17 protein-coding genes and 1 pseudogene are annotated in these 17160 nt (G+C 70.4%); 7 read left to right on the top strand and 11 right to left on the bottom strand.

Annotated elements, in window-relative coordinates; genetic code table 11:
- Positions 1-154: 154 nt before the first annotated feature.
- Positions 155-706 (top strand): annotated as a pseudogene (locus J1C73_RS19035) (DMT family transporter); the annotation flags it as partial.
- Positions 707-811: 105 nt separating this feature from the next.
- Here J1C73_RS19035 and J1C73_RS19030 read toward each other — a convergent pair.
- Positions 812-1642, bottom strand: coding sequence for an alpha/beta fold hydrolase (locus J1C73_RS19030; protein ID WP_207317461.1), 831 nt, complete (start codon positions 1640-1642; stop codon positions 812-814).
- Positions 1643-1794: 152 nt separating this feature from the next.
- On the opposite strand from J1C73_RS19030, the gene J1C73_RS19025 reads away from it, so the two are divergent.
- Positions 1795-2679, top strand: coding sequence for an RNA polymerase sigma-70 factor (locus tag J1C73_RS19025; protein ID WP_207317460.1), 885 nt, complete (start codon positions 1795-1797; stop codon positions 2677-2679).
- Positions 2680-2982: 303 nt separating this feature from the next.
- The gene (locus J1C73_RS19020; protein WP_123467905.1) at positions 2983-3750 is read left to right on the top strand and encodes a GntR family transcriptional regulator; all 768 of its coding nucleotides are present in this window, start codon (positions 2983-2985) and stop codon (positions 3748-3750) included.
- A 57-nt stretch (positions 3751-3807) separates the two neighbouring features.
- Here the strand turns inward: J1C73_RS19020 and J1C73_RS19015 are convergent, their stop codons facing one another.
- The 3 genes from J1C73_RS19015 to J1C73_RS19005 form a co-directional block, all read right to left on the bottom strand.
- Positions 3808-4965, bottom strand: a complete 1158-nt coding sequence (locus tag J1C73_RS19015; RefSeq protein WP_123467903.1) for an ROK family transcriptional regulator — start codon at positions 4963-4965, stop codon at positions 3808-3810.
- A 99-nt stretch (positions 4966-5064) separates the two neighbouring features.
- Positions 5065-5715, bottom strand: a complete 651-nt coding sequence (locus J1C73_RS19010; protein WP_207317459.1) for a response regulator — start codon at positions 5713-5715, stop codon at positions 5065-5067.
- A gap of 4 nt (positions 5716-5719) precedes the next feature.
- Positions 5720-6892 (bottom strand): sensor histidine kinase, encoded by a 1173-nt coding sequence (locus tag J1C73_RS19005; RefSeq protein WP_207317463.1) that lies wholly within the window; start codon positions 6890-6892, stop codon positions 5720-5722.
- Positions 6893-7000: 108 nt separating this feature from the next.
- Between J1C73_RS19005 and J1C73_RS19000 the strand changes: the two genes are divergently transcribed.
- Positions 7001-7939: an ATP-binding cassette domain-containing protein gene (locus tag J1C73_RS19000; protein ID WP_207317458.1), complete on the top strand. Its 939-nt coding sequence runs from the start codon at positions 7001-7003 to the stop codon at positions 7937-7939.
- Between the two features lie 2 nt (positions 7940-7941).
- Positions 7942-8679, top strand: a complete 738-nt coding sequence (locus J1C73_RS18995; RefSeq protein ID WP_207317457.1) for an ABC transporter permease — start codon at positions 7942-7944, stop codon at positions 8677-8679.
- 223 nt (positions 8680-8902) lie between these two features.
- Here J1C73_RS18995 and J1C73_RS35005 read toward each other — a convergent pair whose 3' ends face one another.
- Positions 8903-9781, bottom strand: coding sequence for an AAA family ATPase (locus J1C73_RS35005; protein ID WP_307797730.1), 879 nt, complete (start codon positions 9779-9781; stop codon positions 8903-8905).
- A gap of 267 nt (positions 9782-10048) precedes the next feature.
- Here J1C73_RS35005 and J1C73_RS18985 point away from each other — a divergent pair, with 267 nt between their 5' ends.
- Together J1C73_RS18985 and J1C73_RS18980 are read left to right on the top strand one after the other, a co-directional pair.
- On the top strand, positions 10049-10432 hold the full coding sequence (locus tag J1C73_RS18985; protein ID WP_207317456.1) for a helix-turn-helix domain-containing protein: 384 nt from the start codon (positions 10049-10051) through the stop codon (positions 10430-10432).
- 639 nt (positions 10433-11071) lie between these two features.
- The gene (locus tag J1C73_RS18980; protein ID WP_207317455.1) at positions 11072-11509 is read left to right on the top strand and encodes a hypothetical protein; all 438 of its coding nucleotides are present in this window, start codon (positions 11072-11074) and stop codon (positions 11507-11509) included.
- Between the two features lie 138 nt (positions 11510-11647).
- Here J1C73_RS18980 and mug read toward each other — a convergent pair whose 3' ends face one another.
- The 6 genes from mug to J1C73_RS18950 form a co-directional block, all read right to left on the bottom strand.
- The gene (gene mug / locus J1C73_RS18975) at positions 11648-12211 is read right to left on the bottom strand and encodes a G/U mismatch-specific DNA glycosylase (RefSeq protein ID WP_207317454.1); all 564 of its coding nucleotides are present in this window, start codon (positions 12209-12211) and stop codon (positions 11648-11650) included.
- A gap of 19 nt (positions 12212-12230) precedes the next feature.
- Positions 12231-13673: an adenylosuccinate lyase gene (gene purB / locus J1C73_RS18970; RefSeq protein WP_207317453.1), complete on the bottom strand. Its 1443-nt coding sequence runs from the start codon at positions 13671-13673 to the stop codon at positions 12231-12233.
- Between the two features lie 59 nt (positions 13674-13732).
- The gene (locus J1C73_RS18965) at positions 13733-14140 is read right to left on the bottom strand and encodes an SAM-dependent methyltransferase (protein WP_207317452.1); all 408 of its coding nucleotides are present in this window, start codon (positions 14138-14140) and stop codon (positions 13733-13735) included.
- Between the two features lie 147 nt (positions 14141-14287).
- Positions 14288-15130 carry an SGNH/GDSL hydrolase family protein gene (locus J1C73_RS18960; RefSeq protein WP_207317451.1) on the bottom strand — a complete coding sequence of 281 codons (843 nt, stop codon included), beginning with the start codon at positions 15128-15130 and terminating at the stop codon, positions 14288-14290.
- A 179-nt stretch (positions 15131-15309) separates the two neighbouring features.
- Positions 15310-16329, bottom strand: coding sequence for a hemolysin family protein (locus J1C73_RS18955; protein WP_207317450.1), 1020 nt, complete (start codon positions 16327-16329; stop codon positions 15310-15312).
- On the bottom strand, positions 16326-17160 hold an 835-nt coding region (locus J1C73_RS18950), incomplete at its 5' end, for a hemolysin family protein (protein ID WP_207317449.1). The genes J1C73_RS18950 and J1C73_RS18955, both read right to left, overlap by 4 nt.

The raw sequence follows: 17160 nt of genomic DNA, 5'->3' as shown, positions 1-17160 counted from the left end.
CCCCTACGCGGGTGGCCAGGCACTGCGCTACGGCCTGGCCGGCCTGCTGCTCCTGCCGCTTCTGCGGCGGGGCGGAGCGCCCCCGCCCGCCGCCACACTGCGCACGCTCGGCGCCCGGCAGTGGGCGCGGCTCGCGCTGCTCGCGGCTGTCGGAATGGTCGGCTTCAATCTGGCCGTCCTGGTCGCCGAGCGGACTGCGGAACCTGCCGTTCCGGGCGTTTTCGTCGGGTGCGCCCCGATCATCGTCGCGGTGCTTGTGCCGCTGCTGGACGGGCGCCGGCCGGCACGCGCCGTGCTCTACGCCGCCGCGCTGGTCGCCGCGGGTGCCTTCACGGTCCAGGGCTGGGGCCGAACCGACACGGCGGGCATCCTCTGTTCCGTCGGCGCGCTGGCCGGTGAGGTGGGCTTCGCGGTCATCGCCGTACCCGTCCTGCGTCCACTCGGCCCGAAACTGCTGTCCGCCACGGTCTGTGTGATCGCCGCCGCGGAGTCGGCCGCGCTGGGGCTGCTGCTGGACGGCGGCGGCTTCCTGCGGGTGCCCTCACCCGCTGAGACGGCGGCGCTGGTGTGGCAGGCCGCCGTGGTCACGGTCATCGGATTCGTCTGCTGGTACATGGGCATGCAGCGCATCGGCGCCGAGCGCGCCACGCTCTTCTCCGGTCTGATCCCGGTCTCCGCCGCGCTCACCGCCCCACTGGTCGGGGCCGGTTCGTACGGTGTCGCGCAGGCCGCGGGCAGCTGTCTGGTGGCGCTGGGGGTCGCGCTCGGGTCGGGCGTCCTGCACCGGCGCGGGCCCGTGCCCGGGACGGACTCAGCGGCTGGTGTCGAGAATCACCCGCGCCACGAGAGCCGGGTCGTCGTTCATCGGGACATGGCCGCAGCCGGGCAGCCGGACCAGCCGGGCGCCGGGGACGGTGTGCTTGGCCCGGACTCCCTGGCGGCGCAGGAGCAGCCGGTCGCTGCTGCCCCAGGCGATGGTCACCGGTAGTTCCGGCACATCGTCGGTGAACAGCACATCGCGTCCGGCGGCCAGCGTCTGGTGGAACCCGGTCGCCTCGCGCAGAGCGACCGTCTCCAGGACCGCGGCCTCGGGTGAACGGCGCCCGGGCCGGGCATAGATGGTGCTGGTCAGGACCGTCCGGCCGGCCCGGGTACGGGAGAGCCGTTCGACGAGCGGCAGCGGCATCGAACCGGCCGCCAGTCGCATGGCGCGCAGCGTGCCGAACGCGTAGCGCCGCTCGCGCTCGGTCCAGAAACCGGCGGGCGAGAGCGCCGTCACCGAGCGCACGAGCTTCTCGCGCCCCAACTCCAGTGCCAGCAGCCCACCGAGCGAGTTCCCCGCGACATGGGGGCGGTCCAGGCCCAGCGCCTCGCAGAAGGTCCCGAGCAGCGGTGCCACGGTGGCCAGGTCGTACGGGACACCGTCGGGCAGCGCGGGGGAGGCGCCGAAGCCGGGCAGGTCGACGGCGATGACCTCCCGTTCCACGGCGAGCACGGGGATCACCGGGTCCCAGGCCTGGCGGTGATGGCCGATGCCGTGGAGCAGCAGCAGCGGCTCGCCGGCACCCGTCCGCTGGTACGCGACGGACACGGTCCGCGGTCCGCGGGGTGACTCGACGGTGAACGAGACCGTGGCTGCCATGGAGATGCTCCCGGATGTCGCGGCACGGAGGGCCGTGCCCGCAGGCGACTTAGACAATGCGTCAACAACAATTACCGCCAGGTAGCTTGGAGTTCAAGAGGTCCGGGCGATTCGAACTGGACACCGTGCGGCACGTCGGCTGGGATGGGACGGTGACAACCGACACCGTGACCGACGTCTTCGAAGAGCACCGGCCCGTACTCACCGGCGTGGCCTACCGCATGCTCGGCCGGATCGCCGACGCGGAGGACGTGGTCCAGGAGGCGTGGCTCCGGTGGTCGTCCGCGGTGCGGGAAGATGTGCGCGAACCGCGTGCCTTCCTCGTCAGGATCGTCACCCGCCTCGCCATAGACCGGCTGCGTCAGCTCCGGACGCGGCGTGAGGCGTACGTCGGGCCCTGGCTGCCAGAACCCTTCGTCACCGACTTCGGGCCCGCCGTACCCGACACGGCGGAGCAGGCCCTGCTCGCCGACTCCGTCTCCGTCGCGGTGCTCGTCGTCCTCGAATCGCTGTCCCCGCTGGAGCGCGCCGTCTTCGTCCTGCGCGAGGCCTTCGGCTTTCCGTACGGAGAGATCGCCACGGCGCTCGACCGGACCGAGGCCGCCGTCCGCCAGCTCGCCGGGCGCGCCCGGCGTCATGTGGAGGAGCGCAAGCCGCGCTACGACGTCGATCCCGTCCACCGTCGTGACCTCACGGAGCGCTTTCTCGCGGCGGCGGCGGGCGGCGACATCGAGGAACTGCTCGCGCTCCTCGCGCCGGACGTGCGGCTCGTCGGCGACAGCGGCGGGAAGTCGAAGGCTCCGCTGCGGATCCTGGAGAGCGCGGACAAGGTCGGCCGCTTCCTTCACGCCGTCGCCCACGAGCCGATCCCGGATCTGGAGGTCCGGAGCCTGGAGCTGAACGGCGGGCCGGCGCTGCTCGTCCTCATCGACGGAAAGCCCGATTCCGTCATGCAGGTCGATGTGCGGGGTGGGCTCATCCAGTGTGTATATATCGTGCGGAATCCTGACAAACTCACCTCTTTCGTCGGCGCGTAGCCGACCGGATCCACTGGCCGCTTCAACCGGTGTGCCGCCTTCCGGTTGCCTGCGGCCGACAGTGCCCACATTGCTCCCGGAGCCCCACGGACCTGCCCGGACGTGGGGCTTTGTGCTGCGCGACGCGAACCGGTGCACGAACGTCCTGTGAACGCTCTGCGGCAGAGCTCCGTTTCGCAGCGTTACCGGCTAAGGATTGGTCTTGACCAAGGGGATGCGCCGTCCTATGGTCGCAACGTTAAGACAGGAACCTTTAATAAATAACGTCGCGGAAAAGCCGCTGGGCGATTGCGGAGGACAAGGGTGGGGACCACGCAGCTGGAATCGGTACCGGAGCCGAAGTACTGGCACCTCAAGACCGTGCTCAGTGAGGCACTCGACTCGGACTTTGCGGTGGGGGAGATCCTTCCCAACGAGCGGGAGCTCGCCGCCCGGTTCGGCGTCGCCCGGGCCACGCTCCGGCAGGCACTGGAGCAGCTCGAACTCGAAGGCAGGCTGCAGCGCCGCCGGGGTGTCGGGACCACGGTCGCGCCGCCGCGCGTGGGCGTGGCCGTTTCCACCGCTCAGCACGACTGGAGCGGAGGCGGCGCGGGCGAGGCATGGCAGCCGGTGGACTGCCGGACCGCGGCCGCACCCGCGGCGGTGGCCGGTGCGCTCGACGTGGGGGGCGAGGAGCCCGTCCACATCGTGCGTCGGATCAGGGTCTCCCACGGGCAGGCCGTCGCGGCGGAGCTGCTGTACGTGCCGTCGTCCTCGGTTCCCGAACTCTCCGCCATAGACGCTTCGTCCGGTACTGCCAGGGCCCGCAGCGTCGTACGTGAACTGCACCGGCTCGGGCTCGACGGCCAGGACCGCTCGGTGGAACTCGGTTCGGCCCGCGCGGACGATGCCAAGGAGCTCGACCGGCTTCCCGGGGCTCCTGTCCTCGTCGTCACCACCCGGTACCTCGCCGCAGGCGGCACGGCTGCCGTGTCCGTCGCCACCTACCGGGCCGACACCTGCCGGCTCACCTTCGGTGACTCGGGCGACGTGGAGATCAGCCACCACGACCAGGAGCGCCAGGCGTCCTGACCACGTGCCTCCCGGTCGCCCGCCGGGACCCGCACCGCACCGTACGGCCCGTCGCGCTCAGCGGCGGGCCGTCACTGTTCCCTCCACCGCGAAGAGCTGCTCCTCGACGTGGTCGAGTGCCAGTCGCAGGGCACCCGTGGCCACAGCGGCCTCGCCGAGCAGCGACAGCGCCACCCGTGGGGGCCGAAGACAGTAGCGGGCCAGCTCACCGCGGAGCGGGTCGAGCACCCCGTCCAGCCCGGCTGCCCAGCCCCCGACGACCACCAGCTCGGGATCGAGCGCCAGCACCAGCGCCGCCACATCGTGGACCAGCCGCTGAATGAACCGCTCGACCGCCGCCTGCGCCTGCTTGTCGCCGTGCCGCGCCTTCGCGAACACGGCGGCCACCGCATGCTCGTCAAGCGGGTCCAGCGGGGTGTCCGTCGTGGACAGCAGCCTCTCCGGTGTGACGTCACGGCCGAGGAGGTGCAGCGCACCGATCTCGCCAGCCGCACCGCCGAAGCCACGGTGCAGCCGTCCGCCGATCAGAGAGCCCGCTCCCGGACTCAGCCCCGCCAGCACGAACACGATGTCGTCGGACTCCGTGGCCGCGCCCTTCCAGTGCTCCGCGACGGCAGCGGCGTTCGCATCGTTCTCCACGAGCACAGGGCAGCGGAAGGAGCGCCGCAGCCGCTCACCGAGGGCCAGGCCGGTCCAGTCCGGCAGCGCGGTGCCCAGCCGCACGGTGCCGTCGGCCTCCACGATGCCCGGGCTGCCGACCCCGACCGCCCGCAGACTGCTGCGGGCCACGCCGGTCCGCCGCAGGACTTCGGCGACCACGGTCCGCACCTTGTCGAGGCGGTCGTCGGCGCAGGCGGTCTCCGACACGTCACGCGAGCCGGCGCCGATGATCCGGCCGTCCAGGCCCGACAGCAGCGCCGAGACCCGGTGCGGGCCGATCTCGATGCCCAGCAGATGTCCGGCCTCGGCACGGAACCGGAACCGGCGGGCCGGACGGCCCTGCCGTCGTGCCTCGGCACCGTCGGGCGCCGACTCGACGACCAGGCCGGCCTCGAAGAGCCCCTCCACCACGCCCTCGACCGTCGGCCGCGACAGACCGGTGATCCGGGTCAGGTCCGTGAGGGTCGGGGAACCGGCACCCCTGAGGGCGTGCAGCACCACCGCGGAATTGATTCGACGCAGCAGCGACGGGTCCCCACCGGTCAGCCGGCCCACGGTGTGTCCTCCCAGCTCGTGCGCATGTCAGGCGGATCGTACTCGTTGCTCCGGGGCAGGGCGACCGCGGGACGCAACGCCGTCCGGGACGAGCCGGGATCAGCCGGGGGCGACGAATCCGGACTCATAGGCGGCGATGACCGCCTGGGTGCGGTCCCGGGCGCCCAACTTCGCCAGCACGGCGCTGACATGGGTCTTCACCGTCTCTACACCCACTACGAGGCTGGCGGCGATCTCGGCGTTGGACAGGCCCCGGGCCATCAGTCGCAGCACCGCGGCCTCGCGCTCGGTGAGCGAAGCCCGGTCCATGGTCTCCCGCGCCTTGCTCGTGCCGTATTCGGCGGCGAGCTGCCGGACGGCCGCCGGGAACAACAGGGACTCGCCCTCCGCCACCAGCCGCACCGCGTGCACGATCTCGGCCGGCCGGGCCCGCTTGAGGAGGAAACCGTCCGCCCCCGCGCGCAGCGCCTCGTAGACGTACTCGTCGTTCTCGAACGTCGTCACCACCAGGATCTTCGGCGGATCGGGCACCGTGCGCAGCACCACCCGAGTCGCCTCGATGCCGTCCATCAGTGGCATACGGACGTCCATCGCCACGACGTCGGGGCGAAGCTGACGCACCAGCGGGATCACCGCGGCTCCGTCCCCCGCCTCACCGACGACCTCGATATCGGGCTGGGCCTCCAGGACCGCACGCAGACCTGCGCGGACCAGGGGTTCGTCATCGACCAGGAGAACGGTAACCGGCATCCGGTCAGCGTATGCGCCCCAGCGGAAGGCTCGCGTGCACCATCCATTCCTCTCCGTACAGGCCGGTCTTGGCATTTCCGCCCAGCAGGGCGGCTCTCTCGCGGATACCGCGCAGCCCGCTTCCACCTCCCGGCGTACCGGTCGCACCCGTGAACGGGTTGGTCACCTCCAGCTCCAGCCGTCCCTCCGCGACGGTGATACGTACCCGCACGGGGACGGCCCCCGAGTGCCGCAGGACATTGGTGAGGGATTCCTGAAGGATGCGGTACCCCTCACGGGACACCGGCCCAGGTACCTGCTCCAGCGGACCGGACACCTCGGCATCGACCTTGGCCCCGGCCCCCCGGGCGGAGTCCAGCAATCGGTCCGCTTCGCTCAGCGACGGCCGTTGCCCGGGAGTCGGACCTGACTCGCGCAGCACCCTCAGCACCCGGTCCAGATCTTCGAGCGCGTCACGGCCGGTCTCCTCGATCGCCGCCAGAGCCCGTTCGGTGAACTCCGGGTCGTGCGCCGCCCTTGCGGCACCCGCCTGCACCACGGCCACCGTCAGGGCATGCCCGATCGAGTCGTGCAGCTCTCGCGCGATCCGATTCCGTTCGAGGAGCTGCTCGGTGCGTTCCTCCAGCGCAGTCAGCCGCTGGATCGGCGTCGGGCCCAGCAGCCAACGCGCGGCCGCAGTGATCAGCTCCCCGCAGCCCACGACCACGGCGAGCATCACCAGCAGCGGAACAGGAGCCAGAACCGCAGCCCACCAGTGCGTTCCCAGACCGGCGGCAAGCCATTCGTCGCTCGGTTTCGTGCCGAATGCCGAGCGGACGAGGTCGACCGTTGTGGCCGGCAGCCACACCGTGGCGAGGCCGGCGAGCGTTGCGCACAGCAGCCGCACCTCCAGCCAGAGCGCGGTCCGCCAGCGTTCGGACCAAGAGGTGGACGGTGCCACCGAGATGGTCGCGTCGGGGTCTCCGCGCTCCGCGGGGGTGAGCAGCAGCTGCCCCTGGATCCCCTCGGCGAGCCGCATGCCGGGTATCAGGCCGACCAGTGCCGCGAGGACGACGGGTACCCACGGCGTATCCATCGAGATGAACAGCCACACGCTCACGACGGCCTGCGGCATGAGCAGATGCAGCCAACGGGTATAGGTGACCGGCGTGATCAGTGGGTGGAGGAAGCGGAGCATGCGGCTCATCGTGCCAGCGTGCTCGGGTGCAGCGGCTCCCCCGAGCGAGGGAGATGATCCACACCTGCGGGGGAGGAGTGTCGCCGGCGGGGCCGCCAGGCTGAGGACATGACCAGCATCGATGTCCACGAGCTCACCAAGGACTACGGCGCGACCCGCGCTGTGGACCACCTCGCCTTCAGCGTGCGGCCAGGCCGGGTCACCGGATTCCTCGGGCCCAACGGGGCAGGCAAGTCCACCACCATGAGGCTGGTCCTCGGGCTCGACCGGCCCACGGAGGGCGCCGCCACCATCGGAGGGCAGGCGTACACAGCTCTGGACGATCCGCTGCGCCGCGTCGGGGTGCTCCTCGATCCGCAGGCCGCTCACGGTTCGCGGACGGCCCGCAATCACCTTCTGGCGCTTGCGACGAGCAACGGCATGGGCCGCGGCAGGGTCGAGGAGGTGCTGGAAGAGGCAGGCCTCGCCAAGGTCGGCGGACGCCGGATCAAGACGTTCTCTCTCGGGATGCGCCAGCGGCTGGGCATAGCGGCGGCGCTGCTCGGTGACCCGGAGGTGGTCATGCTGGACGAGCCGTCGAACGGGCTGGATCCGGAGGGCATCGTCTGGATCCGGGAACTGATGAAGCGGCTTGCCCGGGAGGGCCGCACGGTGCTCGTCTCCAGCCACCTGATGAACGAGACGTCGTCGTTCGCCGACCATTTGATCGTGCTCGGTAGGGGGCGGCTCCTCATCGATCTGCCGATGCAGGAGTTCCTCGACTCCCGCAGCCGGCCCAGGGTGCGGATGCGCACGACTGAATCCTCCCGGCTCGGTGAGGTTCTGAAGCGCAAGGGATACCGGGCCGCGCAGGGCGAGAACGGCCGTTGGACCGTCGAGGACGTGAAGGCGGAGGAGATCGGAGCGATGGCAGCCAGAGAGGGCATTGCGGTTCTTGAGCTCATCGACGAGCAGGCCACGTTGGAACAGGCCTACCTGGACCTCACCGCCGATGCCGCGGAATTCGCTTCCGCCGCTGTCCATCCCACCACCCGTCAGGAGGTCTGATCATGTCGACAACCGCAATCCTGCGCTCCGAGTGGATCAAGATCAGATCGGTGCGCTCCATCTCGGGATCCCTGGTCGCCGTCTTCCTCGTCACCATGGTCGTCACGGTGCTCACCTTCGCCACCGTCGGTCAGGCCGAGGCGGACAACGCGGACGCCGAACTCGTCTTCGGCGCCTTCTACGCGCTGAACTTCGGTCAGATCGCGGCCATCAGCTTCGGTGCGACGGCCATTTCGTCCGAGTACCTCAATGGCGCGCTGCGCATGTCGCTGGCGGCCGTTCCGCGCCGCACCCACTTCTACACGGTCAAGATCTCACTCGTCGGGGGAGCGGCTCTGGCGGTCGGCCTCATCACCGCCTTCAGCACGTTTCTGGTGGGGCAACTGTTCATGGGTGAGTACGCCATCGGCCTGGGGGAACCAGGCGCCCTGCGGGCGGCGTTCGGAGGGGGGATATATCTGGCTCTGATGGCACTCTTCGCGGCGGGACTGACGGTCCTGCTGCGCAGCGCGGTTGCCGTGCTCAGTCTGCTCATCCCCTTCATCCTGATCGTCTCGTTCGTGGTCGGGGACGTCGCGGGCAGTGCGGCCGACTATCTGCCGGACCGGGCCGGACAGTTGGTGCTGCACCAGCACCCGGAGGGCAGCCTGGGGCCCTGGGCAGGGCTGGCCGTCACCGCGGCCTGGGCCGCGGCGGCACTGTTGGCCGGATGGTGGGCGCTGCGACGCCGCGACGCCTGAGCCTGTCCGGCTGATCATGCCGGGGTGACGGCGTCTGGCACGGCACCTCGCAGCGTTCCCGAAACGACCGAACAGCGTCGCTGTCACGAGGCTCCGGCGCCTTGCGATCCACCGCGCCGGACGCCGCGCCCTACCCGGCCCTGATCCGTCGGACAGCCGCTGGTGCTACTCCGCGCAAGTTCGTGGAGGGCTGTCGGAAGGCACGCTGGACACGTCGGATGTGTCAGACGAAGGAGAACTGTGCGGCGGCTTCGGCGGGCGTGGTTGCTTGGCGGCGTCCGGGGACATCGTGGACGGTGGTTGCGCCCTCGGAGCGGAGCTGGTCGGCGCCGGCGTCCCGGATCATGATCGTGGCATAGGCACGGACGTCTTCGGCGGTGAGGTCGGTGCGGCGTCGCTCCGTGTACTGCTGAACGAGGTCGGTGACGGCCGGGTTGAATCGCAGCATGGTCACCGGGGCGTTGAAGCGCCTGGCGATGGCGATGAGCCGTGCGCGCGCCTGCGGCGTGACGTTCGTTGACTCGGCGATCGCGCTGCGTCCGGTAGCGAGCCTGGCGACGATCCTACGGTCACGTTCGTCGAAGATCCGTGCGTCCGCCTCCTCGGATTCCGCTTCTGCGGGGGAGGTGCCGAAAAGCTCCGCGCGGATCTCGTCGCTGGACACCACGGCTTCCGCGTCGATCTGCCGGCGCGCGATCAGTGCCCGAACGAAGCTGGTCTTGCCCGAGGCTGGTGGGCCGACGAGGACGACGAGTCCTGCCGGCACCTGGATGGCCGGTGCGAGGGCATTGAGGTAGAGGTCGCCCGCGCAGTCGAGGGCTTCTTCTGGGGAGCCTGCGGGCAGTCCGCTGGGCAGGGCGTTGTCCCGGTAGCTGTGGTTGCCGGCCAGGTAGAGGGCGAAGCCCCAGGTGTGCAGCACGCCGGTGAAGCGCAGGCGGCACAGCGGGACGCTCTTCGCGCTGGGCAATTCGGCTGCGACGTAGGCGAATCCGGCGCGGAAGCGAACCGTGATGGCGTCCACGTGCGGCCAGCGCTCATGGGCGTGGCGGTTCAGGCGCTGGCGCAGATGGTGCTGCATCGATTCCGGGGGGTTCTTCGGCACGTGCCCATCCTGCCGGGCGCGACGGGCCGTCCGCCACGGTCATTGGCCGTGCGTGGTGAGCGACGGGTGGGGACGGCGGTTGCGGTGTCGATCGACCGGCGGGTCCGCGAGCGGCTGTTGAGGATGGTGGCGTCGGCGAAAGTCAGATGACGAGGACGGTGGCGTTGGCGAAGTCGGAGGTGCGGGTGGTGTTGCGGGCCTGGATCGTGCTCGCGGCGGCGGACGGGCTCGCCAACGGCGCGATCGCCCGGGAAGGGGGAAATCAGCGTGAATATCGTGCGCAAGTGGGGCGGGCGGTTCGCCGCCCTGGGCCCGGACGGCCTGCGGGATGCCGAACGGTCGGGGCGGCCGAAGTCCTACGGATACGGACCCGACGTGCGCGTGGCGATCGAGGCCTCGACCAGCGCGCCGCCGCATCCGGGGATGACCTGGTCGCACCGGACCATCGCCCAGCGGGTGGCAGGCACATGCTTCGCGCCACTCTCCGCCTCTCAGGTCGGCCGGATCCTGGTCGGTCTGGACCTGAAGCCGCACAAGGGTCCGTGGCTGGCTCACTCGCAGGGACACCCCCGATTTCTGGCAGCGAGCTGCTGGGATGTGCGGTCTCCTGTCACGGTCCGCCCGAGGTGCGGCGGTGCTCTCGATCGATGAGAAGACAGCGATCGCCGGCCGTTCACGTCGCCGTCCAAGCCGTCCAAGCCGTCCAGCGCGTCGAGGTGAACCCCGACCGGCAGGAGTTGCAGTACCGGCGCCACGGCACGGCCTCCCTCGTCGCCGCGTGCGACGTCCGCACCGGTGAGGTACTCACGGAGGCGATCGCCGACAACGACACGGCGACCTGCACCGACTTCCTGCACCGACTCGACCGGGCGATCGCCCCCCGGCGGGGAGATTCCGTGTCGTGCTCGGGAACGGTTCCTCGCACACCGCCAGGCACACCAGGACATGCCTGGCGACGCATCCAACGAGACCGCCGACCCCTACCGATGGACCCACCGAACGCACACCGCTCAAGGCCGCCTGGTCCACCCCCCTCCACGAACTCCGCGGAGCAGCCCCAGGACGGCGGTGCGACGCACGACGCGCGACACCGAAGTGCTGCTGTCCCGCTGTCCCGCTGTCCCGCTGTCCCGCTGTCCCGCTGGGTCGCCGGGTCGCCGGGTCGCCGGGAAACAGGGTCGCCGGGGCACAGGGACGCCGGGGCACTGCGGTGCGGGGCGAGATGGCTGAAATCGGCTCAAAGTATGGGGTGAGGCTTCGGATGTCAGTGCAGGACGGTTTACTGACGGCATGACGAGCGCACATCAGCTCCGCCTCATCGACGGGATGCGCACCCGGGAGTTTCCTGTGGAGCGCGTCCGATCGGGCACGGGAGTCAGCGGGCCCGGCTACCACACCGCCTTCCTGCACGCGGACGACGATGGCTGGGACGAGGACGCGGCGGCGCGGCTGGAGCACCGGGTGCAGTGTCTCGCGGAGCACGATGCGCTGGTCACCTTGCTCGGTGCGCGTTGGGGGGAGCCGCAGATGATCAGTCTGTGGAGCGCGCAGGAGCGCATGATGTCCGGCGAGGTGATACCCGACCCCTGGGCCGAGACGGTTGCGGGTTGTGAATTCTTCCGGCTCTGGCACATCGAGGAACGCTGGATCGCCCTGGGTCTCTGCCTGGAGGATGACGGGCCCGGGTGCGAGCTGACCGTCGTGGTGACGGAGATGGACCCGCCGTGACGCGTGTGGACGCTTCAGGCGTGTGAGGGGAGGGCAGCGTCGTCCCTGCTGACCGAGGGGCACCGGGACAACTGTTCCGGCGGCCGGGCCGGTTCGGGGCGGCCTCCGGGCCCCGTACCGGCAGCCGCGCCCCGGCAGTCAGGCCCCGGCGGTGTCGGTGAGGTGGCCCGTGGCGACGGCCGTGCGGAGCCGTCCGTACTCCTCGGCCATGGTCTGGGCGGTCCAGTGGGCGTTGAGGCCGCTGGGGTTGGGCAGGGCCCAGACGCGCGCTCCGCCGATCGTCCGTTCCTGTGGTCCGATGTGGGCCCGCCGTTCACCGAAGGCCGTCCGGTAGGCCGTGATGCCGACCACCGCCAGCCACTGCGGCCGTAGCCGTTCCACCTTCGCGGTGAGGATCTCTCCGCCCGCGCGGAACTCCTCGGCGGACAGTTCGTCGGCCCGGGCCGTGGCTCTGGCGACCACATTGGTGATGCCGAGCCCGTACTGGAGCAGCTCGGACTGTTCGCAGGGCCTCAACTGCCGTGATGTGAAACCCGACCGATGGAGGACCGGCCAGAAGCGATTGCCGGGGAAGGCGAAATGGTGGCCCGTGGCACCAGTCATCAGGCTCGGATTGATTCCGCAGAACAGCACACGCAGGCCGCCCGCGACCACATCGGGAACAGTGCGGTCACGGGCGGCCTGGAGCTCATCGGGTGTCATCGTCCGTTGGCGCGGGCCGTCAGAGGATGGAGCCCGGCGTGTACCCGGCGGCCTCCGGGTGCTGCTTGGTGATCTCCTCGATGCGGCAGACGAGTGCTGTGACCTGGTCGCCCGCAGCGCCCGTGAACGAGAGCTTGTCGGCCATGAGTTCGTCCAGCTGGGCACGGTCCAGCGGAATGCGCTCGTCGGCGGCCAGCTTGTCCAGCAGTTCGTTGCGTTCGGTGCCCTGCTCGCGCATGGCCAGGGCGGAAGCGACCGCGTTCTCCTTGATGGCCTCGTGGGCGACCTCACGCCCGACACCCGCGCGGACGGCACCCATCAGCACCTTCGTGGTGGCGAGGAACGGCAGGTAGCGATCCAGCTCACGGGCGACGACGGCCGGGAAGGCGCCGAACTCGTCGAGCACCGTAAGGAAGGTCTCCACCAGACCGTCGAACGCGAAGAACGCGTCCGGCAGTGCCACCCGGCGGACCACGGAGCAGGACACATCGCCCTCGTTCCACTGGTCACCCGCCAGCTCGCCGGTCATCGACGCGTAACCGCGCAGGATCACCATCAGGCCGTTGACACGCTCGCAGGAGCGGGTGTTCATCTTGTGCGGCATCGCGGACGAGCCGACCTGGCCGGGCTTGAAGCCCTCGGTCACCAGCTCATGGCCGGCCATCAGCCGGATGGTCTTCGCGACCGAGGACGGCGCGGCGGCCAGTTGCACCAGTGCGGTTACCACGTCGTAGTCGAGCGAGCGCGGGTAGACCTGGCCGACCGAGGTGAAGGCCTGCGCGAAGCCGAGGTGGCCGGCGATGCGCTGTTCCAGGTCGGCCAGCTTCCCGGCGTCGCCGCCCAGGAGGTCGAGCATGTCCTGGGCCGTGCCGACGGGCCCCTTGATGCCGCGGAGCGGATACCGGCCCAGCAGGTCCTCAAGGCGGCCGTAGGCCACCAGCAGCTCGTCAGCCGCCGTCGCGAAGCGCTTGCCGAGCGTCGTGGCCTGCGCGGCGACATTGTGGGAGCGTCCGGCGATGACCAGTTCGCGGTACTCTCCCGCGAGCCTGCCGAGCCGGGCCAGCACGGCCACGGTGCGGTCGCGCATCAGTTCCAGGGAGAGCCGGATCTGGAGCTGTTCGACATTCTCGGTGAGGTCCCGGGACGTCATGCCCTTGTGGACCTGCTCATGGCCGGCGAGAGCGTTGAATTCCTCGATGCGGGCCTTGACGTCATGCCGTGTGACCTTCTCGCGCTCGGCGATCGAGGCCAGGTCGACCTGGTCAAGGACGCGCTCGTAGTCAGCGAGAGCGGCGTCGGGTACCTCGATCCCGAGGTCCTTCTGGGCGCGCAGCACCGCCAGCCACAGCTGACGTTCCAGCTTCACCTTCTGCTCGGGGGACCAAAGGACGGCCAGCTCCGTGGAGGCGTAGCGGCCGGCCAGGACATTGGGGATGCGAGGCTTCGCAGACACAGCAGTCACGTGTCGTGATTCTACTGGCGGTTTGTGCAGGTCGGCGCCGCGGCCCGGTTTGTGGGTTGCTACGAGTGCCCGTGCGCGAGTGCCGCCCCTGGCCGAGTGGTGATGGCCGAGTGGTGATGGCCGCGGGGCACATCGCGGCGCCGGGCGACTTCGGTGTCCGTTTGGCTGATCGGGCCGAAGCCCGGCTCCACCAGGTCGAGCCCGTCCGCGAAGGTCGCCATGATCTTCTTGGCCGCGAGACGTACGGCACAGCGCCCCCACTGGCGTGCCCCCTCGGACCCCGCCTGGGTCTCCGGCGTCTCGATGGTGTCGCACGGCATCGGACAGCTGCCCGCCGGCGAGGCGTCCAGGCAGTTGCGGAGCGGCGCCGCAGCCTCGGCCGAGTCCGCCACGCGCCCGAGTGCCGAGAGCACCGCCACCGCCACCGGACGGTCGAGGTCCAGCGTTCGGGCGGCCTCGCACCACATCGTCTTCGCGTCCGTCGGGCCGCGTGCACATGGTCCGTAGCCCTGGGAGCAACTCCCTTACGAGACCCGGAGGCAGAGCCGGACCAGAGCCGGGCTCGGTCGCACGGAGGCGGAGCCGGGCGCAGTGGCCCGGCAGAGGGCGGGTGGCTACTCGCCCGCGTGCACCCGCCGCCACGCGGCAACCGGGCCCGGGGCGCCGGCATCGTCAGGTGTCACCCAGAAGGCCTGGCCCTGCTCGGCGCTGAACTGCGCTCCCGTACGTCCGTCCCCCGACGAGCGGCCGGTCAGGCGTCGTCCTATCCAGGGGAACAGGTGCTCACGGGCGAAGCGCAGATCGTCGACGCGCCGGGTGGCCCAGGGAGGCAGGTCGGCCAGGGGTAGCCGCGACTGCCAGTCGTTCTCCGGCGGCAGACCCAGCGTCTGCCACACCGCCTCGGTCACCCTGCGATGCCCCTCGGCGGTCAGATGCAGCCGGTCGACATCCCACATCCGGGGGTCGCCCAGCACCTGTGCGCCGTACAGATCGACGACCTCCGCGCCATGCCGGGCGGCCAGATCGTCAACGAGGAGGAACAACTCCTCCATCCGCGGCCGGAACCGTTCCATCACGGGTCCATTGCGCCCGGGGCTGCGCATCAGCACCAGTTTCTTGCAGGACGGCGCGAGGCGCTCCACGGCCTCTTCCAGCCGCCCGCGGACCATACCCATGTCGCACTTGGGGCGCAGGGTGTCGTTGAGACCGCCGACCAGCGTCACGACATCCGCCCGCAGGCCCGCGGCGACGTCCACCTGTTCGTCGACGATCTGGCCGATGAGCTTCCCGCGCACGGCGAGGTTGGCATAACGGAATCCGGGAGTCCGGGCTGCGAGCCGGGTGGCGAGCAGGTCGGCCCAGCCCCGGTACGAACCGTCGGGCAGCCGGTCCGACATGCCCTCGGTGAACGAGTCGCCGATCGCGACGAGACTGGTGTAGGTGGCATTCATTTCCATGGCGATGCGATCGTATCGCGGGGCCGCCCGGCCTCTCCCTGACGGCCGGGGCGGGAGGGCCATGGCCCGGGCCCGAACCCGGGTACAGCGGGCCCGATCCTGAACCACGGCCCAGGGCCGGAAGGCCCGGGCCCGGACCGGGACGCAGCCCCAGCCCTGGACCCGGACCCCTCGGGGGGTCAGCGAGCCTGCGGCCGTCCCACGAGTTCCCGGAGCACGTCCTCCATGGTCACCATTCCGGCCAGCCGGTCTTCCTCGTCGACGACCGCCGCAAGGTGCGTACGGCTGCGCCGCAGCGCGGTCAGTACGTCGTCGAGCGGCGTGGACGCCCGTACCCGGGCGATCGGCCGCATCGCCGTCACCGGGAACGGCACATCGCGGGGCGTGACATCGAGGGCGTCCTTCACATGGAGGTAGCCCAGGATCCGCTGTTCGCTGTCCATCACCGGGAAACGTGAGAACCCGGTCGCGGAGGAGAGCCGCTCCAGCTCCTCGGGGGTCGTTCCGACCCTCGTGTACATCACCCGGTCCACCGGCAGCACCACATCGCGCACGGGCCGGCGGCCCAGCTCCAGCGCGTGGTGCAGCCGCTCCGCCGCCCGGTCGTCGACCAGTCCGGCATCCCCCGCGTCCTTGACCAGACGGGCGAGCTCGTCGTCCGAGAAGGTGGCCGAGACCTCGTCCTTGGTCTCCACCCGCAGCAGTTTCAGCAGAGCGTTGGCGAAGGCGTTGATCGCGAAGATCACCGGACGCAGTGCCCGGGCCAGCGTCACCAGTGGCGGACCGAGCAGGAGCGCGGTCCGCACGGGCTCGGCGAGCGCGATGTTCTTCGGCACCATCTCGCCCAGCAGCATGTGCAGATAGGTCGCCACGGACAGCGCGATCACGAACGAGATCGGATGGATCAGCCCGTGCGGCATGCCCACGGCGTTGAAGACCGGCTCCAGCAGATGGGCGATGGCCGGTTCCGCGACGATACCGAGGACCAGGGTGCACAGGGTGATGCCCAGCTGCGCCGCGGCGAGCAGCGCGGAGACGTGTTCGAGTCCCCAGATGACGCTGCGCGCACGCCGGTTCCCGTCCTCCGCCTGCGGCTCGATCTGACTGCGCCGTACGGAGATGAGGGCGAACTCCGCACCGACGAAGAAGGCGTTCACGACCAGAGTCATCAGGCCGATGAAGAGCTGTACGGCGGTCATCGTTCGTCCTCCGAGGGCTCGTCGGAGCCGGGCAGCGGCGCGTGCAGCAGTGCCCGTGCGGCGCGGCGCCCGGAGGCGTCCACCACGTCGAGCCGCCAGCCGGCGAACTCGACCGAATCACCCACGGTGGGGATCCGGCCCACCTCCGAGGCAATCAGCCCGGCAAGGGTCTCGTACGGTCCGTCCGGCACTCTCAGTCCGATCCTCTTCAGCTGATCGGTCCGGGCCGCACCGTCGGCCGACCACAGGGTGCGTCCGTCGGCGTCCTCACCGGCCGGTGCGAGGTCCGGCGTCTCGTGCGGGTCGTGCTCGTCCCGCACCTCGCCGACGACTTCCTCGACGATGTCCTCCAGTGTCACGACGCCGGCCGTGCCGCCGTACTCGTCGATGACGACCGCCATGGCGAGCTTGCCGGAGAGCCGGTCCAGCAACCGGTCCACGGTCAGCGTCTCCGGTACGAGCAGCGGCTCGCGCAGCATGTCGGTGATCCGCTTACGGGGTCGCTGTTCGGCGGGGATCGCCAGCACGTCCTTGATGTGGGCGACGCCGACGACGGTGTCGAGGCTGCCCCGGTACACGGGGAACCGGGACAGCCCGGTCGCCCGGGTGGCGTTGGCGACGTCCTCCGCCGTGGCCCGGAGTTCCAGCGCGGTGACCTGGACCCGCGGGGTCATCACGTTTTCCGCGGTGAGCTCCGACAGATTGAGGGTGCGAACGAAGAGTTCGGCGGTGTCCGCCTCCAGGGCGCCGGCCTTGGCGGAGTGCCGGGCCAGGGCCACCAGCTCCTGGGGGCTGCGGGCCGTTGCCAGCTCCTCGGCGGGCTCGAGCCCG

Origin of the sequence: Streptomyces laculatispora, assembly GCF_017353455.1 — a bacterium.
Classification (GTDB): domain Bacteria; phylum Actinomycetota; class Actinomycetes; order Streptomycetales; family Streptomycetaceae; genus Streptomyces; species Streptomyces laculatispora.
This window is presented reverse-complemented; position numbering and strand designations above follow the sequence as displayed.